Below are 20829 nucleotides of genomic sequence, written 5' to 3'. Positions count from 1 at the left end.
CGGGCGATTCTATTGTACGAACGCGGTCAATCGGCCGCGACCCGATAGCGACGGAGTAGTTCCAATGAGTCACCGTGATAATTCACCGCACAAAGTTCCGAATGGCTACTGCGGGCTGGAGGGGACTGGTGTCGCCTGTCCGGCTCCGGCGATCACCGGTGGCGAGGATGACGGGCTGAAGCCGCTCGCGAGCACCGAGGAGGAGTGGCGGCAGCGTCTCACGCCCGAGGAGTACGCCGTGCTGCGAGAGGCGGGGACCGAGTGGCCCTTCACCGGCGAGTACACCTACACCGACGACGAGGGCATCTACCGCTGCCGTGCCTGCGGCAATCCGCTCTTCGACAGTGAGACGAAGTACGACGCAGGCTGCGGCTGGCCCAGTTTCACCCAGGTAATCTCGCCCACCGCCGTGACGCTGCATGAGGACCTTTCATTCGGTATGCACCGCATCGAGGTTCGGTGTGCCCGCTGTGACTCGCACCTCGGGCATGTCTTCGATGACGGGCCGATCGAGGCCGGCGGCCAGCGCTGGTGCATCAACAGCCTGTCACTCGAGCTGGAGCGGCGCTAGCTCCCGCCCGACGCAAGCAGCGTGAGGCGACCAAGAGGGATCCGTCCTCTCATTCACGAGCACGACACGTTGGGGATGAGAGAAAACGGATCCCTCTCGTTCGTTGACGTGCGCTGGTTCGGAGAGCAGGGATGTGCGAATGCGCCAGACAAAGCGCACGTTGCCTGCTATACTCCGGACCCATGGAAGACAGAATCTCACGCATCAATCCCGAGACACTGCACGCGACGCCCGGCTACCACCACGTCACCGTTGTCGAGGCCGGACGGTTGGCGTTCCTGGCCGGGCAGTGCCCGCTCGACCGCTCCGGCGCGGTGGTGGGTGCCGACGACCTCATGGCGCAGGTCGATCAGGTGGCGGCGAACGCGCTGGCGGCCCTGGCCGCGGTCGATGCCGGACCGGAGGACGTGGTCCGCTCGGTGATCTACGTCGTCAGCGATGACAGCGCGGAGCTGGCTGCGGTCTGGCGGCGCTTCCGGGCCTCGGAGCTGGCTCCGGCCTTCACCAGCGCCAGCACCCTGCTGGGTGTGGCACAACTGGGTTTCCCCGGGCAGCGTGTCGAACTCGATCTGACCGCCGCGCTCCCGGGGTAAGAGCACGGCGTCACCGGAAGGTTTTCCGTCGTGGACGACGAGCGGCAGCCGCGAAACAACGAGACACCGGAACGGCCGGACGAGCCACGTCGCACAGACCGGTGGCAGGGGATGACCACAGGCATCGGTATGGGCATCGCGCTCGGGGTCGGGCTCGGCCTGGCGATGGAGAACCTCGGGCTCGGGATCGCCATGGGGATCGCGATCGGGGCAGGGATCGGTGAGATGTATGAGCGGCAGCGCCGCGACGAGTGACCTCCCTCACCCCTTCCGGCGCATCAGCGCCTCGACGCCGTCGAGGATGCGCTCCAGCCTGAAGACGAATTGAAAGTCCGGATCGTCCGGCTCGTCGAACACCCCGGCGGCGATGACCCGATGCAGCGCCGGGAACGGCCGGGCGTCCGTCAATTCAAACGCCTCCACCGGTTTGGTGCGACCGGCAAGGCGCTCAAGTCGCCAGCATCCCGGGCACGAGCCCGTCCCGGCGGCACAAACAAACCGCGGTGGGGCATGCCCCGCCGCGGTCGTCGTTGACGATCGGGTGACGCCGGATCCCTAGACGCCCATCCGGCGCCCGCCCTCGACCATCTCGTAGGCGGGGCGGGTCTGCGTCGTCAGGGCTGCCAGGATTTCGAACACCCCCACCACCACGTGCGGCACCCAGACGTTCCACGACTCATCGGCGAAGCCGAACAGCCAGGGCGATGCCGCAAGGAAGAGGCCGGAGATCCCGTCCAGCGCAAGGTGCACCGGCATCGGGATGGCCTTGATCACACCCAGTTCGTAGTCGGTGAGCAGGCTGTACAGGATCAACCCGGCGCCGAGGATGATGGGTACCCACATCGCCGCGCGTTGATCGGAGAAGCCGAAGATCCACGGCGCGGCAATCAGCGCGACGCCGATCACGTAGTCCAGGATGCCGTGAATGCGGGTCGGGATAAAGCGCACCGCTCAAACCTTCCCAGTGAGCCATGACTCCACGATGCTCCCGTGATTCCCAGGTCGCCCGTGAACCCCACGGGATCGCTGTGCCTGGCATGCATGGGTCGTGCCATCTCCCCGCTCGCACTCCCACGTGGACCGCACCCCATGGCGGCCATGCGCGAAGCGGATCGAGGGCATAAGCCTTGCCGGAGGCTAACTATCTCTGGCCCCGCACGGGATGGGTGGATGAATCGACAGAGCGAGGTGAAGGGTGCAACCAGGATGTTCTTCCACACCAAGCAACTTCAGTATCCGGTCCGCGTGGACAAGCCCGATCCGGTGTACGCGCGGCAGTTGCAGGAGTTGATCGGCGGCCAGTTCGGTGAGATGGCTGTCATGACCCAGTACCTGTTCCAGGGCTGGAATCTGCGCGGCGCAACGGACGACGAGCGGCTGCGTCGGATCAAGGACATGTTGCTCGACACCGCGACCGAGGAGATCGGCCATGTCGAGATGCTCGCCACCTGTGTGGGGATGCTCCTGGACGGCGCGTCGCCTGAGCAGCAGGAGGAGGCGGCCAAGGGCGACCCGGTCGTCTACGGGGTCCTGAGCGGGATGAACCCGCACCACCTGATCGTCTCCGGCCTCGGGGCCCGGCCGGTCGACAGCGCAGGCAACCCCTTCAACGCGGGTTACACGATCGGCAGCGGCAACGTCGTCGCCGACCTGTACGCCAACGTCAACGCCGAGATGCAGGGGCGGCTCCAGGCAGCTCGCCTGTACGAGATGACCAGCGATACGGGTGTGCGGGACATGCTCTCATTCCTAATCGCACGTGACCGGATGCACCAGAACCAGTGGCTTGCCGCGATCGAGGAGCTGGGCGGGCCGACGGAGGTGATGCCGGTGCCGGTGACGTTCCCCCTCGAGAAGGAGGTCCAGGAGGTCTCCTACGCCTTCATCGACTTCTCGAAGGACCCCGATGGCGCCAGCCGCAGGGGACGATGGGCCCACGGCCGAAGCATCGACGGCAAGGGGCGGTTCACCTACGTCGAGCAGCCGACTGCCCGGGGCGAGGCACCAGCGCTGGCCGCCGCGCCGCCGACCCTCCACAACGCGCTCATGGGCGGCCCCGTTGGCCGAGAAAAGCCGGCTCGTGGCAAGTCCGAGCGGGGCAAGTCGGTCATCGATCGGGTCACCGACGCGATCGCGGGGGACGAAGAGCAGCCCCAGGGCTGAGTCGGCGGCCTGGTGCTGGGCGTCTCGATCGCCAGGGGAATCGTGCATCGGCGCGGTAGATCGGCGGGGCGCGGACCCGGCGTACTCTGGCTCACCCCGGCTCACGGTTCGTCGTGCCGCTCCCGCCTGCCGGTAGTCAGATGGCTCCGGGCACTGCCGAGGAGGCCAATCAAGTGGTCCACGTCCTGGTGGTCGACGACGACTTCAGCATTCGCCAGGTGATCCGCTTCGCCCTGGAGGACGAAGGCTACTCCGTCGATGAGGCGCCGGACGGCGAGGCCGCGCTGGCAGCGATCGACCTGCACCACCCTGACGTCATCCTCCTCGACATGCGAATGCCCGGAATGGACGGTTGGGATTTCGTCGAACGCTACCGCGAGCACCACGGGCACCGGGCGCCGATCATCATCCTCACCGCCTCCCAGGATCCATTCAGGGGTCGGGAGGAAATCCACCCCGAAAACCATCTCGCGAAGCCGTTCGACCTCGACGTCCTGTTGGAGCGGATCGCCGCCCTCGTCGAACGCGCGGCCGGCGAGGAGGGGTAGCGCGGATCAAGCGCGGTGGCAGGTGCGCGGTGGCCAACGGCGATCAACAGACACAATAGGTCTCCAGCCGTGGCGCGTGCCGAGGTTATGGAGTTGGACGAATACGACGGGTCTACGGCGTCGGCATGTGCCCGGGGGTTTACGCTTCTCTCCCGGACAGTTTGGGAGGTGGGTCTGCGGGGCCCCTCCTGTGCGGGGATGACACACGCTGATTCGGTGGTGTCATCCCCGGAGGAACCCATGCAGACCCGCCTTCACCTGTTGCAGGATTGGACCCATCACTTCCAGGCACTGCTGCCCGGCCTGCGCGTGACCCGGGTGCGAGGGCTGGCCCTGCTCAGCCTGGGGCTCATCTGGGCCGGCACGCCCCAGCTCGGCCACATCGCGGCCACGCTCCCGCTCCCGGTCCAGCAGCTCTCCACCGTGCGGCGTCTCCGCCGCTGGCTGGCCACCCGTGCCGTGCCGGTGGTGGCCACCTGGCAGCCCCTGGCCCGCGCCTTCCTGGCCCACCGCGGCCAGCGCGAGCTGCTGCTGGTCGTCGATCCCACGCCCGAGCGCGACGACGCCACGCTGCTGGTGCTCGGCCTGGTCGTGCATCGTCGCGTCCTGCCCCTGGCCTGGCACATCGTCCCCGGGCAGACCGCCTGGGCCCATCCCACCACGGCCTATCTGGCCCGGCTCGGTCAGCGCGTGGCCGCCGTGCTGCCGCCCGGCGTCACCGTGACCCGCGTCGTCGATCGCGGGCTGGCCAGCGCCGCCGTCATCGACTGGTGCCAGCGCCTGGGCTGGCACTGGCTGATGCGCCGGAACGTCGATGCCCGCCAGGGGGTGCACGTGCGGCTCCCGGACGGCACGGTCTGTCCAGCGTGGGCCTGCGTGCCGGGACCCGGACGGCGCTGGGCCGGTCCAGTGGCGGCGTTCCAGACCCAGGGCTGGTATGCCGCCGAGCTCACCAGCATCTGGCCGGTCCGCTCTCGCGAACCCTGGGTGCTCTTGTCCGACCGTCCAGCCGGACCGGCCCGCGTGCGGGAGTATCGGCGTCGGCAGCAGGTCGAGGCCGTCTCCCAGGACGGCACGACTCGCGGCTGGAATCTCGAGGCGAGCACGCGGACCGCGCGCAACCGACTCAACCGCCTGCCGCTGGCGCTGTTCCTGGCCCTGTGGTGGAGCCATCTGCGCGGGCAGCAGGTAGTGCGACGGGGGGAGCGGCGGCGCTTCGACCGCACCGACCGGCGGGATGGCCGCCTGGTGCGCCTGGGCCGACGCTGGATGACCTGGCTGCTAGACCACCAGCGGCTGCCGCCCCTCCCCTTTCGGTACCACCACCAGCAGTGGACCTGTCGCTGGCGCTACTGAAACTGTCCGGGAGAGAAGGGTTTACCCCCGGGCACGCGCCGCGCGCCGGACACCTCTCTGCCTGAGTGTGAGCGCTCTTTCCCTAGCCGGCTTCAGCCGGCTTTCCTTGTCAGCCCGGCGGCTTCAACGCCTGGTGTGAGTTGTGGGACCGCGCCTACCAGGTGATCAGGTTGGCCACGGCCAGCAGCGGCCGTTCCTGCTGCCGATTCAGCCAGCAACAGAGGTTGTGCAGCGCCACCTTGGCCGCCAGTCGCGCCTGGAAGCCCGCCAGGGTGTGCGGGCGCTCCCGCTCGAGGCCGAAGGTGTGCAGCAGGCGCCCGATGACCGTCTCCACGATCTGGCGATGGCGGGCCACCCAGCGGCGGACCGCCGTGGGCCAGCGCCGCCGACTGCCCCGCTGCGGGGTGGCCACCAGCGTCACGCCATAGGTGGCCGCCAGGTGCGCCTCGCCGTCCTCGCCGGCAAAGCCACTATCCGCCAGATAGGTCGCCACCGGCGTGCCGACACTGGGCAGGCGGGGATCGGGGTGGGCCCGACAGGCAATCAGGGTCTCGGCGAGGGACCGCTCATTGGTGCTGGCCGGGGCCACGCCCCAGCCGGTGATCGCCCCCTCCAGGCTGACCGCGGTCAGCACGCGGAAGCCCGCAAACCAGCCCAGGCGCAAGCTGAAGCCGATGTTGGCCTCGCCCGCCAGCCAGCCCCGCCCGCGGCGCTTGGCATTGCGCACCGGAGCCGGCGCCACATCGAGCACATCCACCGCCACTGGCCCCCGGCCAAGTTGGTCTGCCAGGTAGAGGGCGAACTGGGCCAGGGCGACCTGATGCCGCCGCAGCAGCCGGTTGTATTGGCTGCGATGCGGCAGGGTGGGGAAGTAGGGGCGCAGGTGGCGCTCGGCGTAGCGGTAGAAGTCCTGCTCACTGGAGAACTTCATCCACTGCCCGAAGATGGCCAGGGTCAGCACCTCGCTGCGGCTCAGGGCCGGCGCGGGGCCGGGGCGATGGGGCTCCGGGGGCAGGTGGGTCTGGCAGAAGGTGTCGACCAGGACATAGACGGTGATCAGGAAGGTGTCCACATCCATCGGGTGCTCCTTTCGTGGGAGACGGATACGAGCTATCTCCCGTATGGAAGTGGGCACCTTCCTGTGTCAAGCAGGCCCATCTAGCCCCCAGCTAACTCACACCAAGCGTTTCAGCCCCGGGCACAAGCCACGGCGTGGGGATCCATACGCCACCCACCCCGGGCACGAGCCAACCGGCGGACACCCATATCATTCGTCAATGTCCGTAAGCTGCCGGGCTAAGAAACGAAGCCCACTGAAGGGGCTGTGATGCCGAGATGCAGGCGGATCCGGTGTATCACGGCAATTCGTGAATCTTCGCGTAAAGCCGCTCGGGGCCGTGACGTCCCCCACGTCGCGGCCCCGAGCGTGGAGAGCTGCGCGGGCGATGAATGCTACTTGAAGAAGTACGGGTCGAGGACCGTCACGCGGGTGATGCGGTCGATCGGCAGTCCGTTGCGATCCGCAAGGCAGCGGAGCGCTTCGGGGTTCGGGCCGTCGTAGACGCAGTACGTCCGCTTCTTGTCCTCGCTCACGTAGGAGTGGATCCAGGTGACGCCGAGCTCGCCGTTGGTGTCGGCCACCCGCATGCACACCGCGGCGCCCTCATCATTGACCGGAATCGCCAGTCCGTCGGGGAAGGTTCGCTCGACGATGTAGCGTGGCATAGCAGTCGCTCTCCTTTACTTCATGTACTTCATGCCTCTGCCGTCGTCCGGCCGGGATTCTGCCGGATGCCTAGCCCGAGCAGCTCACATTCGGATTCCAGTCCTCGAAGATCCCCGCAGGGTTCTCGGTGAAGATCCAGGCGTGCAGGACGTAGACACCGAGCGCCTCATTGAGGTGGAGGTGATGCCCCATGACCTCGGGGAGCCGACCGTGGCCCTCGGCGTCCCAGGCGTCGGCCGGGACGATCCACTCGACCGCACCCAGCGTCAGCTCGCCGTTCGGGCCATAGTGGTAGACCATCGCCTCCGGCTTGAGCGGGTCCAGGGTCGTGTCGAGCAGGTCGACGTTGATGTAGTGGATGCCCATGCCGCCGACACCGGGGTTGTCGAAGCAGTAGTCGAGTCCCTCGACGAGGTTCCAACCGGCGCTCTGGGCGACTTCGATGTCCTTGAACGGCTCCACCACGGCGCGCAGGGCGTTGAGCATGGCCGTGGTGTCATCTTGTGGCGATCGCAGCAGCATTTCGGCACCCAGCCGGCCGAGCAGGACATCCCACCGCTCCGGCCACACGCCCGGATGCCATTCGAAGCGGGCCCGCTCGAAGTACTGGACGGTCAGCCCGTTCTCGACGAACTCGTCGGTCAAGGGATAACCGAAGATTGGCAGGCCGCCGTAGGTCTCCCAATAGCGGCGAAAGCCGCCGCAGATGTTGTGGCCGGTCTCCTCGAAGTAGAGGCAGTCCGCCTGCGGGCCGGTGCTGCTGCTGACGTGGTGTTGGGCCACAGCTATCCCGCCTGGTACGAGGAGCAGCGCGAGCACCGCGAGTATCGCTGGTACACGTCGAAGACGGTGCCTGAGCATGGTGTTCCTCCAATCCCTCGGTGGCCAAACCGGCCACCACGCAGCTCCGTCGGGCGCGTGTCGTGGTGGCGTGTCGCCTGACGCAGCTAGCGATTCCGCCCCGTCTCGCGTCGCTGCCCGTCATCGCGGTTGAGTGAGGTAGAGCGGATCGCCGACGTTGTTCCGATGAGACCATGGTGACGCATGCACCCAACGCAGTGCATCGGGAGACACCCTGAAATTGGGAGATCGGGTCCCCTATATTGGGCGAAACCTTCGCTCGGGCGGAGCTGCGAGCACATGCGGGAGCGCCGGCATCGTGCCGGCGTTCGCGTGGGAGCGGCCCTCACCCCCGACCCCTCTCCCAACTTTGGGAGAGGGGAGCGATGCACCGGAGCCGGCAGGATGCCGGCACTCCGGGGGCGGGAGACTTACTCAGGCTGCCCGGTCCCCACGCTGGCCCGCGGCTCGCCGCTCCGGCGCTCGGCGACGCGGATGGCCTCGTGACGGGAGGAGACGTTGAGCTTGGTGAGGATCGAGGAGACGTGGTGCTCCACCGTTTTGGGGGAGAGGTAGAGTCGGCCCGCGATCTCGGTGTTGGACAGGCCCTGCGCCATCAGGTCGAGGACTTCGGCCTCGCGGCGCGTGAGTCCGGCAGGATGCTGGCGCGTCGATGGGCGCGGCCCGCGCGGGATGCCGCGCGCGCCGACCGCCCGCAGGCGGCGTGAGACATGGGCGACCATGGGGGCAGCGCCCAGATCGCGGAAGACGTCCAATGCCTGGCGCAGCGCTGCTTCGTCGTCACTCTCAGCCAGTGCGCGGGCCATCTCGTATGGGCAGTTCATCTCGCGCCAGCACTCGGCGGCGGCAGCCCAGTCACCCTCGATCTGCAGGCGATACGGCTCGCCGGCCCACGGCGGCACCGTGACCCGCGCGCCCGCACGCCACTGCCAGTAGGCCAGTTCGCCGGTGAACCAGATATGTCGGTGGTGGAGCGCCAGGTCGTACGCCGCGCACGCCTCGTGGAGGGTCCGGTCGGCGTCCCCGGCGAGCCAGGCGGCTTCGGCGCGGGCTGCGTGCACCGGCGCGAGCCGCTGCAGCGTGGCGGTGACTCTCGCCATTTCGAGCGCCTCGTCGAGTGCGATCCAGGCGTCCGGGTCGCCGCGACGTGCCCGGAGGCGACCGAGTGCCACGAACGCCATGATTCGGGAGATGGCGGAGATGCCGGGACGACGCGTTACATCCAGGGCGGCATCGACCGCTGCGTCCCACTCTCCCTGATACAGACGCACCAGGGCGAGCCAGGCGCACATGTACCATCGCTGGGTATCAAGGTCGCGCTCGGCGGTGAATGCAATACCCTCCTCCAGCCAGCGGATCGCCTCCGCGAACTGGTGCATCTCCCCGAGGCCCGAGCCGAGATTGGTGTACGCTATCGCGGCGTGGTTTTCCTGGCCCGCTTGCAATGCCAGTTGCAGGCTTCGCTCCAGCGGGCCGGTGCCGCTCATGTCGCCGCCCACCAGGAGCGCGGACCCGATCGTGTTGTAGGCGGCGATCACCGTTATCTCGTCCTGGCAGCGCTCTGCCAGCTCGAGCGCCTTCTCTCCCCAGGTGACTGCAGTATCGGTGTCACGATCGAGCATGTGGAAGTGCGCGTACACCTGGTACGCGAACGCCAGTTCAGCGCCCGGCGGGAGCGACTCGAGCACTGAAACGGCCTCGCTGATTGCCTGTTTGGCTTCGGCGTTCCGCCCTGCCATGATCAGCACCCGCGTCAGGTGGCACAGGTTCTCCCCGACTTTGCGGGGATTTCCCGCCGCGCGCCAGATCTCGACGGCTTCCTGTCGGGCGGCGATCGCCCGGTCCATCTGATCGGTGTGGTATGCCTCCAGGGCGAACCCCTCCAGCAACGCCGCTCGTTCGACCGGGTCAAGATCCCCGGCGAAGCGCAAGGCCCGCTCGTACTGCGCTGCCGCCTCACGTCGGGCGCCGAGGCTCGATGCTCGCTGCGCGGCTGCCGGTGCGTATGCCAGGACCGCCTCCCGGTCGCCTGCTTCTTCGGCATGGTGGGCCAGCCGCGCCAGGTCATCCGGACCCGTCCCGACTGCGCGGAGGGCCTGCAGCACCGCCCGATGCAAGGTCACCCGGCGCGTGGGGGACAGCGCATCGAGGATCGTCTGCCGGGCCAGTTCGTGGCGGAATGCATAGCCGTTGTCCCTCGGCAAGAGCATCCCCCCGGCCACGGCGTCCTCGACCGCGCTCATTTCGGCGCTGACGACCTGGCTCAGGAGGTCGGTTTCCGCGTATGCCCCGATGACGGCGGCCGCGTCCAGGATCGCCCGCGCCGCCGACGGGAGGCGAGCGGCCCGTGCCAGGACGGCGTCCCGCACCGTCAGCGGAATCCCCTGCCCGCCGGCCGCCAGGACCTCGGTTACAAAGAAGGGGTTCCCGCCCGTCTGCCGGTGCAGCTCGACGGGGTCGAAGTCCGTGCCCGCGGCCAGCGTGCGCACCGCGCTCTCTGAGAGGGGTGGGAGGTGCATGCGGCGAACGGTAGGCGATGTCGCCAGATCGCCCAGCACGACTCGGAGGGGGTGCCTTGGCCCGATCTCGTCGTCGCGGTAGGTGACCAGCATGAGTGCCCGGGTCGAGGCGACGCGCCGGCCGATGAAGCGGAGCAGGTCGAGCGTCGCCTCGTCCGCCCAATGGGCGTCTTCGATGACCACCAGCGCGGGTTGCGCTCGCCGCGCGAGGAAGGAGTGGAAGGCCGGAAGGGCGCGCTGGTGGTGGTCGTCCTGCTCAAGGACGTGCCGGAGCCCCTCGCCGGCTTGCGCGGCGATGTCGAGGAGTGGCCCGAGCGGTCGCGGCGTCGAGAGCGGGTCGCAGGCACCGTAGAAGGGCGAAGCCTCTTGCTCCACCATCCGGCCGAACGCCGTCACCAGGGCGGTCTTGCCCACCCCGGCTTCCCCGGCGACGAACACCAGGTGCCCATTCCCTGAGGCCGCCACATCGAACCATTGGCGTAGCTCGGACAGGAACGTGTCCCGTTCGAGAAGGAGCAACGCGGCTCCCCCATCCCCCGTTGCTGGGTATGTAGGAACGAACGCGTACGTTTGGGAGGATTCTGCCCGGTTCCATAATTGTGACCGCGTACGGTGTGCGCAATCGGGATGCTATTCTGCGCGGTGTGCTTGTCCCAATGCGGATAGGCAAGACGATCCAGCACGGCTGTGCCCGGCGCCCCGGCGCCGCGCATGGCAACCATGAGCGCCGAGGCCGGGTGGCCGCGCACGTCGGCCACGCTCCTGGTCTTGGCGGACGTTCCCCGACGGCATTGGCCGCTATGCCACGGCGCCGTCCTGGTCGATGGCTTCCTGGAAGGTCTGGCGGGCGTTCTCGTTGCGCAGGACGAAGATGATGCGGCGCACCCGGGCGTTGGGCTGTGACAGATAGCGGCGCGCCGCCGCTACCATGAGCGCCGCCGCCTCGGCCAGGTCGAAGCCGCCGACGCCGGTGCCGAGCGCCGGGAACGCGACCGACTCGAGTCCGAGCCGATCGGCGACCTCCAGCGCGGCCTGCGTTGCCGCCTGGATGCTCTCGGAGGTCGGCGGGATCATCCGGTTGCCCTCATAGCCCATGGCCGCGGCGTGGATCACGGCACGGTAGGGGAGCCGCCCGGCCCCGGTAGCCACCGCTTCCCCGACCCGGATCGGCCCCTGGGCCATCGCCTCGCGCTCGATCTCCTCGCCGCCCGCCGCCTTGATCGCTCCGGCCACTCCGGCCCCCATCCACAGTTGGATGGGTACACAATCACCTGACGCTCCGCTGGACCGACCGCGACGCACTGGCGGCATAACAAGAACCGGGCGGCACTGAGCCGCCCGGTTGCCGTTCCCTGCTGTCTCTCCCTAGAACACGTTGGTGGTCGTTATCTCACCGTTCTCGTGATGAAGAATGAATGCTCTTGGCACCTCACGCACCCATCCCTGCTCAACAGCTTTCCGGTAGAGCGCCCTTCGATTCTCATCCCGCCATGGCGCATAGCTGAGGTAGGCGTCGAAGTCGTCTGTGGGTTCGTTGTTCTCGATCCGGCGGCGATATAAGCGCGCCCACAGGAACGAATCGACCAACCCGAAGTCAGGGGCCACAGATCGAATGTTCGCGATGATCCGTGCCTCACCGTTCGTCAGGGAGGTTATAGCGCCCTGCGTCCAATTGATGACGGCCGCTAAGACCGGGAGCACCAGCGGCACATCCTCAGGGGCCGCTGTGTAGAGGTTCCATGGGCCGGTCAGGTCCACGCCCCTCCATTCCTTGACGATGCGTTCAACTGTGCGCTTGGAAGGCGGGGGGCTCTTGAGTTTTTTCTCGTCGTACTCAAGTAGCAATTGCTCGTAGATCTGTCCAGCTGACCACCGTGGCTCCCTCTGAGCCAGGACCGCGATGCGGTCTTCGATCTCACCCGAAATCCTCCGCCTTTGTCGTCGCTGCGCCCCTTTTTGTGTCGTCATGATACCTCCTAATGTCGCTTAAGTTCGTTGAACGAGCGTTGCGACAGAACTAGGCTTGAGTCTAGCAGATAGCGCGGGGCGCGTCTAGGCCCCTCAGGCGGTGTCAGGAGGTGATGTGACGTGACCGTTGCGGTGAACCCCGGACCTAGTACCGTGCTGCTGCTCACGGTTGACCAAGTCATGAAGATGACCAACCTGTCGAAGTCCACAATCCAGCGCGCGATCGCCCGCGGCGACCTTCGTGTCGTGCGCATCGGCCGGGCGGTCCGTGTTCCCAGCGCGGCGCTGTCCGAGTGGCTTGAGCGGTTGGAGGCGGGGGCGGATGCGTGAGCCGACCCAGACCCCTGAGGACGTGCGCCAGTCGGCGGCGTGGCGGCGGCTCTGGCAGATCCTGCTTGCCCCTGAGCCAGTGGACAAGACGGAGCCTGAGCCAATCCGGAATGACTGCGAAGTGGAGCGGAAAGCGGCATAAGACGCCAACGGCCGGGGCGGGAACCCGGCCGGGGCATCTGTTGGAGTGAGCCGATGGGGAACTCAGCAACTAGTCTGGCAGAGAACACCGACATACGCAAGCTATATCAGGCGGAAGCGCGCCTGCGGTCCGACGACCAGCTCTGGGGCGATATCGACCTGATCGCCTGGTTGCTCCGCGACGGAGACGAGCTCGACGATGAGCAGCGCGAGCTCCTGGTCATCGAGCGAGAGGTCTATCAGTGGGAGCTCTACCGCCGCTGGGACCGGGGGCTCACCTACCCGGCTTGCGACTTCGGGTTCGCCCGGTCCGAAATCGAGCGAATCCGGACCGCACTGCCGATCGAGGCCGTGATCGGGCTCGACGTCGAACTAAAACCGAGGGGAAAGAGCCTCCGTGGGCGATGTCCCTTCCACAGCCCCAGCAAGTCCGGCATGTCCTTGGCCGTCCGTCCGGGCCATGACGGCAAGTGGTACTGCTTTGGCTGCGGCGTCGGCGGTGACGTGCTCACCTGGATCATGGCGTTCAACCATTGCGAATTCACCGAGGCCCTGCGTCGGCTGGCCGTCATGGCGGGTGAGCCGATCCCAATGCGGCGGCGGCCTCAACCGCCTTCGAATGGCCCGGTGCGGGAGGTGGTGCTGCGATGAGTGCGTCCACCGTCCGCACCGCTCACGCTCGTTCTTCATTTTCACTCTCCCTTAAGGGGAGTGAAATGATGAAAACCGAGGCCCAGCCCTCGGAGCGCGTCCTCACGGTTGTGGAGGTGTGGCGGCAGCCCGAGCCTTCCCCGCGACAGTACATCGTCGAAGGCTTGATCCCCGCTGGCAGGATCACCTCGCTCTTCGCCGACGGCGGGACGGGCAAGAGTTACCTGGCGCTCTACGTCGCAGTCTGCGTCGCGCTGGGGCGCCCGGTCTTCAACCGCGCCGTCATCCAGGGGCCGGTCCTCTTCGTGGATGCTGAACTCGACGCCGAAGAATTCGTGAGGCGGGCTTACGAGGTGGCGCGGGGGCTGGGCCTCGAGCGACCACCGGAGGGCCTGTTCTACCACCGGATCGCCGGCTCCCTCGCGGACCCGCTTGTCATGGCCGACGTGGAAGCAGTGGTGGAGAAGGTGACGCCGGTGCTGGTGGTCCTCGACAGTGTCATGGCGGCCGCGTTCGGAGCAGACCTCGAACGAGCACCGGACACGACCGCGACATTCAAGAGCGTTGAGCGGTGGGGCACGGTCCTGGCCCTGGACCACGTTCCCAAACCCGCGCCGGGCGCGAATCTGTCGCAGCTCCGCGCGTACGGTAGTGTCTTCAAGTACAACCTCAGCCGCTCGGTTCTCCAGTTGATCCAGGCCGAAGCGGGCGGCCTGATCCTTCGGCAGACGAAGCACAACTTCGGCCCCAAGAGCGCGCCGCTCAGCATCGCCATGGACTTCGGAGCGGACCGGGTGACGTTCGCGGAGGTGCCGATCAACGACGACCGGTTCGCCGGAATCGACGACCACCTTCCCACCGGTGAGCGCGTCTTCCGGGTTCTTATGCAGTACGAGCGCGGCACGACCCCGGATGCCCTCGCTCAAGAACTCGAACTGAGCGCCGGGACGGTCCGCAACGCGCTCACCGCACTGAAGAAGGCGGGGCGCGTGGAGCAAGTCGAGCGCGGCGTCTGGCGCGTCACTCATTTTCATCACTTCACTGCTCTTAAGGGCGGTGAAGTGATGAACTTCGGGCTCCTCTGCCCCAACGGCCATACAAGTGAGGATGAGGAGGAGGTCGAGTACTGATGCAGACGCCGATTCGGTTCCTTGTGATGGAGGCGGCCGACGCCGGGGTGCGGCTCTCCGTTGAGGACGGCGCGCTGCGCCTGCGTGGGCCGCGGCGGGCGGCATTCCTGGCCGCGGCGCTCCGAAAGCGCGAGGCCGAAGTCATCGCCTACCTGCGGACCGCCTGTTCGCGGTGCTATGGGCCGCTCTACTTCGAGGAGTCCCTGCGTGCTGGTCTCTGCACTACGTGCAGGTTGTACGGGGAAGTGGATGTGGCGTGATGGACGGGATCGCTGCTCAACAACACGACCCCGACCGGCGGAATGACCGGCCGCTGACCGGCCGCGGCTGGGTGGTCGGCTGCCCACGGTGCGGGAAGTCCTACTTCGTCTCAGCCGAGCAGGTCATGGCGTCGCCAGACTGGCTCGTCTGTCCGCACTGTGCCAGCGGTGGGAAGGAGGCCGCGTGATGTCCCGCGCGGTCACACCGGGCGGCATCATCCACGATGTCGCGGCTAGCGCGCCGGAGGCGGCCTTGTTGGCGGCCGTGATCCGGCTGGCCTACGAGGACGCGCTCGGGGGCGATGCTGAGGCGGCCGAATGGCTGGCCGGTCCGGTGTGCCGGGCGTGGTTGCACTTGATCGCCCCGGACGGGGTCGACGTTGACCAGGTGCATGCGCGGCTGCTGGCCCGGCTGCCCACGCGGGCGCCGCCGGGGGCCCACGCAGCGGGGCTACGGATGAGTGTTGGCAACGACTAGCGACCGAAAGGGGTGAGTCATGAACCTCGACACGTTGGTGGAGCAGGCGAAGGAGCTGCGGGCCACGTACCAGACCAAGGCGAACGAGATCCGGCGGGATCGGGACCTGACGCGGGCGGCGCGGCAGCGGAAGCTCAAGGCGCTCTACGAGACCCACGCTGAGCAGATGGCCGCCCTGCGACGCCAGGCCGACGCGGCGATCCAAGCCGCGCGCCAGCGTCTGCGGCGGGCGGCGTTCGGGGCGGATCCCGGCCAGGTGGATAGCTACCGCGGCGCGATCCAGATTGCCGAGCGGGCGGCCGATCAGAACGAGCTGCAACGCACCTTGCGCCGGGCGGAAGACACCGGCGACGAGGTCCTGGCGAAGGCGGCCGCCCTGATCGCCGCCGAACGGGGCTACCGCGCCGTGCTGGACGCCTACCTCACCACCCGGCCGCAGATGGCCCAGGCCGTCGGCGAGCTGGCCGACTTCGAGGAGAGGGTCGGCGATCCGGGCTGGCGGTTCGCCCTCCGGAGCAACTTCGCGGCCGCGCCGCGCCCGGTCGAGCTGGACCAGCCGGCGCCCGTCGTGGAGATGCGACCGGCGTAACCCACGGTGCCGGGCGCCTCCGCCATGGGGCGCCCGGCGTCACCGGGCGGAAGCACAGGAGGAAGCAATGGCTACTAGATCCGACCAATGCACGGCAACCCGCCGGGACGGCGGGCGCTGCACGGCCCGCGCACTGCCCGGGCGGCCGTACTGCTTCGCGCACGACCCCGAGCTGCAAGCGGAGCGGACCGAGGCGCGCCGGCGGGGCGGCCGCAACCGGGCGAAGGTCGTGCGGCTGCGGCGCCTCGTGCCGCCGCGCCTGCTGCCCGTCTTCGACCAGCTCGAACAGGCGCTGAGGGACGTGCTAGGCGGCTCGCTGGAACCGCGCCGGGCGATGGCCGCGGCCAGCGTGGCGCGGGCGCTGGTAGACGTGCTGCAGGCGGGCGAGCTCGAAGAGCGGTTGCGCAAGCTGGAAGAGGCCGCTCAGGGCGAGGACGTGGGGCGCCGTGTCTCGTGATCTGCGTCGTCGGCTTGAGCGGCTGGAGGCGGCGCTGGAGCACCGGCCGGGCGTCTACATCCTGCTGCTCCCGGGCGGCCGCCGGCGCGCGGTGGATGTGGGGGCGCTCCTGGACGTCGGGGAGGCCCTGATGGCCTTGCGTTCCGGCGATGCCGAGTGGGCGGAGCAGGCCCCACTGGACCTGGGCCTCGCGCGGGACCTGGCCGCGTCGGAGGCTGAACCGGGCGAGGGGGCGCTCTTCGGCGCGATTCGGCAGTGGTGTCGCGAGGAGGTGGAGAAGTGAGTGCAGCGCCTGAGCCGGCCGCGACCCGGGACCCGTACTGGTCGCTACAGCGGGTGCGTCGGGCGCTCCTGGACTATCACTACTTCCGGCTTAGGATCCGACCGCCGCGCCCGGACCGTCCCGTCCGACGGGGGCGTCGGCCCGCTTACGACGGTGAGAAAGTCCGCGTCGAGATCAAGGCGGACCTTGACCGCGCGCTGGCCTGGCTCGCCCAGGTCGATAACGACCCGGAAGCGGCCGCGGCGATCTGGGCCGTCTTCTGCGATCCCGCGCTGATGCGGGAGAGCCTCTTCATCCGGATCAACGCCGTGGGCGACGCGGAGGGCGTCGGCTGGCGCGACGTCTACCAGCGCATCGCGCGGGGAATCGAGCAGATGACCCGCTTCCTGGCTGAGGACGAAGGAGGGGCACCATGAGTGACACCGACGTGCAGATCGACCGCGCGATCGACGCCGCCCTGGCGGCCGCTGAGGGCAATGTCGGGCCGTACGACGCGCTGGCACCGGCAGAGCAGGACCTGGCCCTGACGCTGAGCTGCCGGCTGCTGCGGGCGGTCTGCGACGACGTGGCGCGGCGCCTGGCCGAGGGCACGCTCGCACCGGACCCGGCCTGGCCGGCGGTGCTGGCGGGCGCTCGGCAGGTGATCGCCCAGGCGGCCGCCCTCGGGCTGCCAGTCGGTGAACAGCCGAATCCGGCGGCCGATGCGGCCTGACGGGCGCGGGCTGGTTCGGCTGCGTTCCCGGCCATTCGTGCCGACATGCGCAGGAAGGTGGCCAAAGTGCGGCCGAACACGACGACGACGATGGGCGGGGAGGGGGGAGGTCATGCAGATAAGTTTCGTTATCCGCAACAGCGAGGTGCGACATGGAACCGATCGTTCGCGATCTGCGGCCGTTGATCCGGCTCGAGAACGGCACGCTGTTGATGCATCCCGAACTGGTGCGTTGCCTGGTCGCGATCTTGAATCACTACGTGCGCGTCTCGGGCAACCGGCCACAGCTCACCAAGCAGCTTGCCCTCGCGGAGCCGGTCGAGTCTGATGGGGTTGTCATTGATGTAGGTATCCGCGGCCGCCGCCAGCGCCGCAGCCTCGAACATGGCCGCTGTTGCCTCGTAGAGTTCGGTTGCAACCCATGCCACCGGCCCCGCGTCCGCGTCCGGTAGTAGATCCCCGTAGTCTCTCGTAGAAGCACAACAATGATCTGCTGCCGCCTGACAGGCCACGGCCAGTCTCATCGCTTCCTCGGGCGACAACTCGATAGTGATGGTCCGGCCGGCGATATTCTTGAGTTCCATTCCGCTTTCTCTCCTTCACCTGGTCCCTACTGCGGACGTTTCGGACGTTTTCGGACAATAGCCCTACGCGGGGGTCGGTTCGTCCATCCACTCCAGATGGGGGCCTTCGAGGGCCGGCGGGACCGGGACGCCCGCCATCTGACACAGGTCGGCCAACACCCAACCCAGCGTGTACAGCTCGGTCAGGGGCTGGTCGATGCCGTCCTCCTTCAGGGCCTCGACATAGCGCGTCACCAAGGCGGGCAAGTCGACCATGCCCGGCGGGGGGGCGGCCACTTCGCCCGGACGCCGAAACGGGATGATCGTCATGGGGACCTCCCTTCATGTGACCCTACCGACACTGAGGCGGTGCCGCGCCTCTAACACGTTCATAGTAACGCTTTCTGAGAGTCTTGTCAACAACAGGTTTGCATGGACAGGGATACACAAATCTGTTATGCTACGTGAGATGGAAAGGGGGCGACATGAAGACGATCAAGGAGCTACGCGAAGCGCGTGGCTGGACACAACTGGAGCTGGCCTATCGCGTGGGCGTGACGCCGGCCACGATCTACAACTGGGAAGCAGGGCGGAACGAGCCGAAGGCATCGCAGCTTCGAAAGCTTGCTCAGATCTTCGGCGTCAGCATGGATGAAATCGACTTCACCCCCTCGAGCGAGACAAAAAAAGCCGCCGCGTGACCAGGCCACGCGACGGCGGCACTGCCCCAGCGCGGTAGGGCCACGCTGGGAGTATCGAGAGCGTACCAGGAGAACGCATCATGGGCAACGGGCGACGGGCGGCCATCTATGCCCGCGTCAGCAGCGAGCAGCAGGAGCGGGACGGCACGTCCCTGGACACGCAGCTTGCGGCGTGCCGCCAGTACGCGGCGGCGCACGGCTACGAGGTGGTTGCTGAGTACCGCGAAGTCTTCACCGGGGTGAACCTCTGGGATCGCCGGGAGCTGACCGCGCTGCGTGAGGCCATGCGGCGCAAGGAGTTCGACGTTGTCATCGCCTACGCGATCGATCGCCTGAGCCGCGACCCGGTACACCTCGGGGTGATCCTGTCGGAGGCCGACCACCACGGCGCGGCGGTGGAGTTCGTCACCGAGCCGCTGGACAACTCCCCGGAGGGGCAGCTGATCCGCTTCGTACGGGGCTACGCGGCCAAGGTGGAGCATGAGAAGTTCCGTGAGCGCGCGATGCGCGGGCGCCGGGCGCGGGCGGAAACCGGCAAGCTGATCCACGGCCCGCGGCCGCTCTACGGTTACCAGTGGGCCGATGCGGATAAGACGCGGCTCGTGGTCAACCCAGAGACGGCGCCGATTGTGCAGCGCATCTTTCGCGAGGCCGCCGAAGGGCGCCCACTGCGGGCCATCGCGCGGGGGCTAACCGATGACGGTATCCCGACGCCGACAGGCAAGCCGACCTGGTCAATGACGACCGTCTCTAAGATCTTGAAGCATCCCCACTACACGGGCGATGCCCGCGCCTGGACATGGCAGAGCCGGAATGGCTACGTGCGGAACCATGAGGCCGGTCTGCCGCTGCCAGAGGGCACGGTCCCGCCGCTGGTTGACCGTGCGACCTTCGAGCTAGTGCAAGAGCAGTTCGCGCGCAACCAGGCACGGGCGGCTCGCAACAACCGCAACCCTGAGGCCGCGCTGCTGCGTGGTGGCTACGTCCGGTGCGGCTACTGCGGCCGGGCGATGCACGTCCACAAGAACAGCGGGAAGCCGGCGTACCGCTGCAATGGGCGGGAGTACCGGCGCGGGTCGTGCCCCATGCCGGTCATCGCGGCGCATGTGCTCGACGCGGCCGTGTGGGAGCGCGTGGAGGCCATCCTGACGCGGCCGGAGATCGTGGCCGAGGAACTGGCGCGGCTGCAGACCGATGATCCGACGGCGGCCGACCTGGCGGCCGTCGACCGGCTCCTGCAGCAGGTCGACCGGCAGCGGGCCAACCTGACGCAGGCGATCGGCCTCACCGACGATCCCGACGCCGTAGCCGCGCTGATGGCCGAACTGGAGCGCGTGGCGGCACGGCGCCGGCAACTGGAAGCCGAGCGGGAGGGCATCCTGCATCGCCGGGAAGCCTGGGAGGCGGCACGGGCGAACCTCGCAGACCTCATGAGCTGGTGCGAGCGCGTGGCAGAGCGGCTAGGCGAGTTGACGTACGAACAGCGGCGGCTCGCACTCGACGCGCTGGGGATCTCCGTGCAGGTCTACCGCGCGAGCGACCCGGACTATCCGCGCTACGTCATCACGGCGAAGCTGCCGCTGGATGAAGTTGTGTTCCCATCCAGAGTTCATTATTGGCCGCGTTCACGATGGCGTCGGCCTCGACGGCGGTGATGTCGCCGACGATCGCGGTGAGTGGGTGCTCGGTGGTCATGACGTTCTTCCCTCCGCCAGTGCCCCGTCCAGCCAGGCGCGGATGTCGGGCGCGTGCTCCTCGTAGAAGTGGTTCGCCATCCCGTCGATGACCGCGGCCAGCGGCCGGCCGTTCAGCCAGGGAACCCGAGTGGGGTCGAAGAGGTCGTCCTCGGGGATGGCCGCCAGCGCGGCTTCCAGCCGGTCGAACGACTCGCGCGAGTCGTGCAGCACCTCGGCCGCCGCGCGATCGCGGTTGGCCGCGTAGATGACCTCGTTGATCTCGTCGACGTCCTCGTCTAGGTCCAGGTGGGACGGCCAGGGAGGGACCGGGACCGTGCTGTCCCGCGCGGCCTCCATGCGGGCCACGGAGAGCCAGCGCCAGCCGGTCAGGTGGGCGATCACGTCCGCGAAGGTCCACGGACCGAAGGCGTTCGGCTCCTCCAGCCGGTCCTCTCCGGCCGCGATCAGCCGCTCCAGATCGGCCCGCGTGGTCCTGACCGTGTCGAGCAGTTGGGCCTTGGTCTGGCGTGGTTCCATGGCGTGCTCCTTCGCA

31 protein-coding genes are annotated in these 20829 nt (G+C 67.9%); 20 read left to right on the top strand and 11 right to left on the bottom strand.

Features of this window, described 5'->3' with window-relative positions; all coding sequences use genetic code 11:
- The first annotated feature begins 64 nt into the window (after positions 1 to 64).
- From msrB to STHE_RS11335, 3 genes are all read left to right on the top strand, one after another.
- On the top strand, positions 65 to 571 hold the full coding sequence (msrB, locus tag STHE_RS11345; protein ID WP_012872720.1) for a peptide-methionine (R)-S-oxide reductase MsrB: 507 nt from the start codon (positions 65 to 67) through the stop codon (positions 569 to 571).
- Between the two features lie 182 nt (positions 572 to 753).
- Positions 754 to 1164, top strand: a complete 411-nt coding sequence (locus STHE_RS11340) for a RidA family protein (RefSeq protein WP_012872719.1) — start codon at positions 754 to 756, stop codon at positions 1162 to 1164.
- 30 nt (positions 1165 to 1194) lie between these two features.
- Positions 1195 to 1419 carry a glycine zipper domain-containing protein gene (locus STHE_RS11335; RefSeq protein ID WP_012872718.1) on the top strand — a complete coding sequence of 75 codons (225 nt, stop codon included), beginning with the start codon at positions 1195 to 1197 and terminating at the stop codon, positions 1417 to 1419.
- Between the two features lie 6 nt (positions 1420 to 1425).
- Here the strand turns inward: STHE_RS11335 and STHE_RS19050 are convergent, their stop codons facing one another.
- Entirely contained in the window at positions 1426 to 1572 is a 147-nt protein-coding gene (locus tag STHE_RS19050) for a hypothetical protein (protein WP_169308193.1), read from the bottom strand.
- A 147-nt stretch (positions 1573 to 1719) separates the two neighbouring features.
- Entirely contained in the window at positions 1720 to 2112 is a 393-nt protein-coding gene (locus STHE_RS11330) for an SPW repeat protein (protein WP_012872717.1), read from the bottom strand.
- 258 nt (positions 2113 to 2370) lie between these two features.
- On the opposite strand from STHE_RS11330, the gene STHE_RS11325 reads away from it, so the two are divergent.
- The 3 genes from STHE_RS11325 to STHE_RS11315 all read left to right on the top strand — a co-directional run bounded on the left by STHE_RS11325 (position 2371) and on the right by STHE_RS11315 (position 5231).
- The gene (locus STHE_RS11325) at positions 2371 to 3327 is read left to right on the top strand and encodes a manganese catalase (RefSeq protein WP_012872716.1); all 957 of its coding nucleotides are present in this window, start codon (positions 2371 to 2373) and stop codon (positions 3325 to 3327) included.
- A gap of 173 nt (positions 3328 to 3500) precedes the next feature.
- Positions 3501 to 3875 (top strand): response regulator transcription factor, encoded by a 375-nt coding sequence (locus STHE_RS11320; protein WP_012872715.1) that lies wholly within the window; start codon positions 3501 to 3503, stop codon positions 3873 to 3875.
- Positions 3876 to 4115: 240 nt separating this feature from the next.
- Positions 4116 to 5231, top strand: a complete 1116-nt coding sequence (locus STHE_RS11315; protein WP_012872714.1) for a hypothetical protein — start codon at positions 4116 to 4118, stop codon at positions 5229 to 5231.
- A 154-nt stretch (positions 5232 to 5385) separates the two neighbouring features.
- On the opposite strand, the gene STHE_RS18065 is transcribed toward STHE_RS11315, so the two are convergent.
- The 6 genes from STHE_RS18065 to STHE_RS11285 form a co-directional block, all read right to left on the bottom strand.
- On the bottom strand, positions 5386 to 6309 hold the full coding sequence (locus tag STHE_RS18065) for an IS982 family transposase (protein ID WP_012872713.1): 924 nt from the start codon (positions 6307 to 6309) through the stop codon (positions 5386 to 5388).
- A 374-nt stretch (positions 6310 to 6683) separates the two neighbouring features.
- Entirely contained in the window at positions 6684 to 6956 is a 273-nt protein-coding gene (locus STHE_RS11305; protein ID WP_012872712.1) for a DUF4242 domain-containing protein, read from the bottom strand.
- 70 nt (positions 6957 to 7026) lie between these two features.
- Positions 7027 to 7740: a hypothetical protein gene (locus STHE_RS19455; RefSeq protein ID WP_041399062.1), complete on the bottom strand. Its 714-nt coding sequence runs from the start codon at positions 7738 to 7740 to the stop codon at positions 7027 to 7029.
- A gap of 488 nt (positions 7741 to 8228) precedes the next feature.
- Positions 8229 to 10856, bottom strand: coding sequence for an ATP-binding protein (locus tag STHE_RS11295; RefSeq protein ID WP_012872710.1), 2628 nt, complete (start codon positions 10854 to 10856; stop codon positions 8229 to 8231).
- 279 nt (positions 10857 to 11135) lie between these two features.
- Positions 11136 to 11648 (bottom strand): macro domain-containing protein, encoded by a 513-nt coding sequence (locus STHE_RS11290; RefSeq protein WP_148219967.1) that lies wholly within the window; start codon positions 11646 to 11648, stop codon positions 11136 to 11138.
- Between the two features lie 54 nt (positions 11649 to 11702).
- Positions 11703 to 12305, bottom strand: coding sequence for a helix-turn-helix domain-containing protein (locus STHE_RS11285; RefSeq protein ID WP_012872708.1), 603 nt, complete (start codon positions 12303 to 12305; stop codon positions 11703 to 11705).
- 120 nt (positions 12306 to 12425) lie between these two features.
- On the opposite strand from STHE_RS11285, the gene STHE_RS11280 reads away from it, so the two are divergent.
- From STHE_RS11280 to STHE_RS11230, 12 genes are all read left to right on the top strand, one after another.
- A complete protein-coding gene (locus STHE_RS11280; RefSeq protein ID WP_012872707.1) occupies positions 12426 to 12635 on the top strand; it encodes a helix-turn-helix domain-containing protein in 210 nt (69 codons plus the stop codon).
- Positions 12628 to 12777, top strand: a complete 150-nt coding sequence (locus tag STHE_RS19045) for a hypothetical protein (RefSeq protein ID WP_012872706.1) — start codon at positions 12628 to 12630, stop codon at positions 12775 to 12777. Before STHE_RS11280 ends, STHE_RS19045 begins: the two co-directional genes overlap by 8 nt.
- A gap of 53 nt (positions 12778 to 12830) precedes the next feature.
- Positions 12831 to 13427 carry a CHC2 zinc finger domain-containing protein gene (locus STHE_RS11275; RefSeq protein ID WP_012872705.1) on the top strand — a complete coding sequence of 199 codons (597 nt, stop codon included), beginning with the start codon at positions 12831 to 12833 and terminating at the stop codon, positions 13425 to 13427.
- Positions 13428 to 13495: 68 nt separating this feature from the next.
- Positions 13496 to 14557, top strand: a complete 1062-nt coding sequence (locus STHE_RS11270) for an AAA family ATPase (protein WP_041399059.1) — start codon at positions 13496 to 13498, stop codon at positions 14555 to 14557.
- Positions 14557 to 14817: a TubC N-terminal docking domain-related protein gene (locus STHE_RS11265; RefSeq protein WP_012872703.1), complete on the top strand. Its 261-nt coding sequence runs from the start codon at positions 14557 to 14559 to the stop codon at positions 14815 to 14817. The genes STHE_RS11270 and STHE_RS11265 overlap by 1 nt, the downstream gene beginning before the upstream one ends.
- Positions 14817 to 15005 (top strand): hypothetical protein, encoded by a 189-nt coding sequence (locus tag STHE_RS11260; RefSeq protein ID WP_012872702.1) that lies wholly within the window; start codon positions 14817 to 14819, stop codon positions 15003 to 15005. Before STHE_RS11265 ends, STHE_RS11260 begins: the two co-directional genes overlap by 1 nt.
- Positions 15005 to 15295 carry a hypothetical protein gene (locus STHE_RS11255; RefSeq protein ID WP_012872701.1) on the top strand — a complete coding sequence of 97 codons (291 nt, stop codon included), beginning with the start codon at positions 15005 to 15007 and terminating at the stop codon, positions 15293 to 15295. Before STHE_RS11260 ends, STHE_RS11255 begins: the two co-directional genes overlap by 1 nt.
- 19 nt (positions 15296 to 15314) lie before the next feature.
- On the top strand, positions 15315 to 15884 hold the full coding sequence (locus STHE_RS11250) for a hypothetical protein (protein ID WP_012872700.1): 570 nt from the start codon (positions 15315 to 15317) through the stop codon (positions 15882 to 15884).
- Positions 15885 to 15951: 67 nt separating this feature from the next.
- A complete protein-coding gene (locus STHE_RS11245) occupies positions 15952 to 16341 on the top strand; it encodes a hypothetical protein (protein WP_012871962.1) in 390 nt (129 codons plus the stop codon).
- Positions 16331 to 16624 carry a hypothetical protein gene (locus STHE_RS11240; RefSeq protein ID WP_012871963.1) on the top strand — a complete coding sequence of 98 codons (294 nt, stop codon included), beginning with the start codon at positions 16331 to 16333 and terminating at the stop codon, positions 16622 to 16624. The genes STHE_RS11245 and STHE_RS11240 overlap by 11 nt, the downstream gene beginning before the upstream one ends.
- Positions 16621 to 17040 carry a hypothetical protein gene (locus tag STHE_RS11235; protein ID WP_012871964.1) on the top strand — a complete coding sequence of 140 codons (420 nt, stop codon included), beginning with the start codon at positions 16621 to 16623 and terminating at the stop codon, positions 17038 to 17040. Before STHE_RS11240 ends, STHE_RS11235 begins: the two co-directional genes overlap by 4 nt.
- Complete coding sequence (locus tag STHE_RS11230) at positions 17037 to 17336, top strand: hypothetical protein (protein WP_012871965.1); 300 nt, start codon at positions 17037 to 17039, stop codon at positions 17334 to 17336. Before STHE_RS11235 ends, STHE_RS11230 begins: the two co-directional genes overlap by 4 nt.
- Positions 17337 to 17464: 128 nt before the next feature.
- Here STHE_RS11230 and STHE_RS11225 read toward each other — a convergent pair whose 3' ends face one another.
- Both STHE_RS11225 and STHE_RS11220 read right to left on the bottom strand, forming a co-directional pair.
- Complete coding sequence (locus STHE_RS11225; protein WP_012872699.1) at positions 17465 to 17920, bottom strand: hypothetical protein; 456 nt, start codon at positions 17918 to 17920, stop codon at positions 17465 to 17467.
- A 63-nt stretch (positions 17921 to 17983) separates the two neighbouring features.
- Positions 17984 to 18229 carry a hypothetical protein gene (locus STHE_RS11220; protein WP_012872698.1) on the bottom strand — a complete coding sequence of 82 codons (246 nt, stop codon included), beginning with the start codon at positions 18227 to 18229 and terminating at the stop codon, positions 17984 to 17986.
- A 155-nt stretch (positions 18230 to 18384) separates the two neighbouring features.
- Between STHE_RS11220 and STHE_RS11215 the strand changes: the two genes are divergently transcribed.
- Positions 18385 to 18600, top strand: coding sequence for a helix-turn-helix transcriptional regulator (locus tag STHE_RS11215; protein ID WP_012872697.1), 216 nt, complete (start codon positions 18385 to 18387; stop codon positions 18598 to 18600).
- A gap of 80 nt (positions 18601 to 18680) precedes the next feature.
- Positions 18681 to 20255: a recombinase family protein gene (locus tag STHE_RS11210; RefSeq protein WP_012872696.1), complete on the top strand. Its 1575-nt coding sequence runs from the start codon at positions 18681 to 18683 to the stop codon at positions 20253 to 20255.
- 36 nt (positions 20256 to 20291) lie between these two features.
- Here STHE_RS11210 and STHE_RS11205 read toward each other — a convergent pair whose 3' ends face one another.
- Positions 20292 to 20813 (bottom strand): ClbS/DfsB family four-helix bundle protein, encoded by a 522-nt coding sequence (locus tag STHE_RS11205; RefSeq protein ID WP_012872695.1) that lies wholly within the window; start codon positions 20811 to 20813, stop codon positions 20292 to 20294.
- Between the last annotated feature and the right edge of the window lie 16 nt (positions 20814 to 20829).

It is taken from the genome of Sphaerobacter thermophilus DSM 20745 (genome assembly GCF_000024985.1).
In the GTDB taxonomy this organism is placed as follows: domain Bacteria; phylum Chloroflexota; class Chloroflexia; order Thermomicrobiales; family Thermomicrobiaceae; genus Sphaerobacter; species Sphaerobacter thermophilus.
This window is presented reverse-complemented; position numbering and strand designations above follow the sequence as displayed.

What these genes read in the sequence shown, in the direction of transcription:
- msrB (WP_012872720.1), top strand. Translation starts at nt 65, where the DNA reads ATGAGTCACCGTGATAATTCACCGCACAAAGTTCCGAATGGCTACTGC.
- STHE_RS11340 (WP_012872719.1), top strand. Translation starts at nt 754, where the DNA reads ATGGAAGACAGAATCTCACGCATCAATCCCGAGACACTGCACGCGACG.
- STHE_RS11325 (WP_012872716.1), top strand. Translation starts at nt 2,371, where the DNA reads ATGTTCTTCCACACCAAGCAACTTCAGTATCCGGTCCGCGTGGACAAG.
- STHE_RS11315 (WP_012872714.1), top strand. Translation starts at nt 4,116, where the DNA reads ATGCAGACCCGCCTTCACCTGTTGCAGGATTGGACCCATCACTTCCAG.
- STHE_RS18065 (WP_012872713.1), bottom strand. Translation starts at nt 6,309, where the DNA reads ATGGATGTGGACACCTTCCTGATCACCGTCTATGTCCTGGTCGACACC.
- STHE_RS11305 (WP_012872712.1), bottom strand. Translation starts at nt 6,956, where the DNA reads ATGCCACGCTACATCGTCGAGCGAACCTTCCCCGACGGACTGGCGATT.
- STHE_RS11290 (WP_148219967.1), bottom strand. Translation starts at nt 11,648, where the DNA reads ATGCCGCCAGTGCGTCGCGGTCGGTCCAGCGGAGCGTCAGGTGATTGT.
- STHE_RS11285 (WP_012872708.1), bottom strand. Translation starts at nt 12,305, where the DNA reads ATGACGACACAAAAAGGGGCGCAGCGACGACAAAGGCGGAGGATTTCG.
- STHE_RS19045 (WP_012872706.1), top strand. Translation starts at nt 12,628, where the DNA reads ATGCGTGAGCCGACCCAGACCCCTGAGGACGTGCGCCAGTCGGCGGCG.
- STHE_RS11275 (WP_012872705.1), top strand. Translation starts at nt 12,831, where the DNA reads ATGGGGAACTCAGCAACTAGTCTGGCAGAGAACACCGACATACGCAAG.
- STHE_RS11270 (WP_041399059.1), top strand. Translation starts at nt 13,496, where the DNA reads ATGAAAACCGAGGCCCAGCCCTCGGAGCGCGTCCTCACGGTTGTGGAG.
- STHE_RS11265 (WP_012872703.1), top strand. Translation starts at nt 14,557, where the DNA reads ATGCAGACGCCGATTCGGTTCCTTGTGATGGAGGCGGCCGACGCCGGG.
- STHE_RS11260 (WP_012872702.1), top strand. Translation starts at nt 14,817, where the DNA reads ATGGACGGGATCGCTGCTCAACAACACGACCCCGACCGGCGGAATGAC.
- STHE_RS11255 (WP_012872701.1), top strand. Translation starts at nt 15,005, where the DNA reads ATGTCCCGCGCGGTCACACCGGGCGGCATCATCCACGATGTCGCGGCT.
- STHE_RS11250 (WP_012872700.1), top strand. Translation starts at nt 15,315, where the DNA reads ATGAACCTCGACACGTTGGTGGAGCAGGCGAAGGAGCTGCGGGCCACG.
- STHE_RS11245 (WP_012871962.1), top strand. Translation starts at nt 15,952, where the DNA reads ATGGCTACTAGATCCGACCAATGCACGGCAACCCGCCGGGACGGCGGG.
- STHE_RS11230 (WP_012871965.1), top strand. Translation starts at nt 17,037, where the DNA reads ATGAGTGACACCGACGTGCAGATCGACCGCGCGATCGACGCCGCCCTG.
- STHE_RS11225 (WP_012872699.1), bottom strand. Translation starts at nt 17,920, where the DNA reads ATGGAACTCAAGAATATCGCCGGCCGGACCATCACTATCGAGTTGTCG.
- STHE_RS11220 (WP_012872698.1), bottom strand. Translation starts at nt 18,229, where the DNA reads ATGACGATCATCCCGTTTCGGCGTCCGGGCGAAGTGGCCGCCCCCCCG.
- STHE_RS11215 (WP_012872697.1), top strand. Translation starts at nt 18,385, where the DNA reads ATGAAGACGATCAAGGAGCTACGCGAAGCGCGTGGCTGGACACAACTG.
- STHE_RS11210 (WP_012872696.1), top strand. Translation starts at nt 18,681, where the DNA reads ATGGGCAACGGGCGACGGGCGGCCATCTATGCCCGCGTCAGCAGCGAG.
- STHE_RS11205 (WP_012872695.1), bottom strand. Translation starts at nt 20,813, where the DNA reads ATGGAACCACGCCAGACCAAGGCCCAACTGCTCGACACGGTCAGGACC.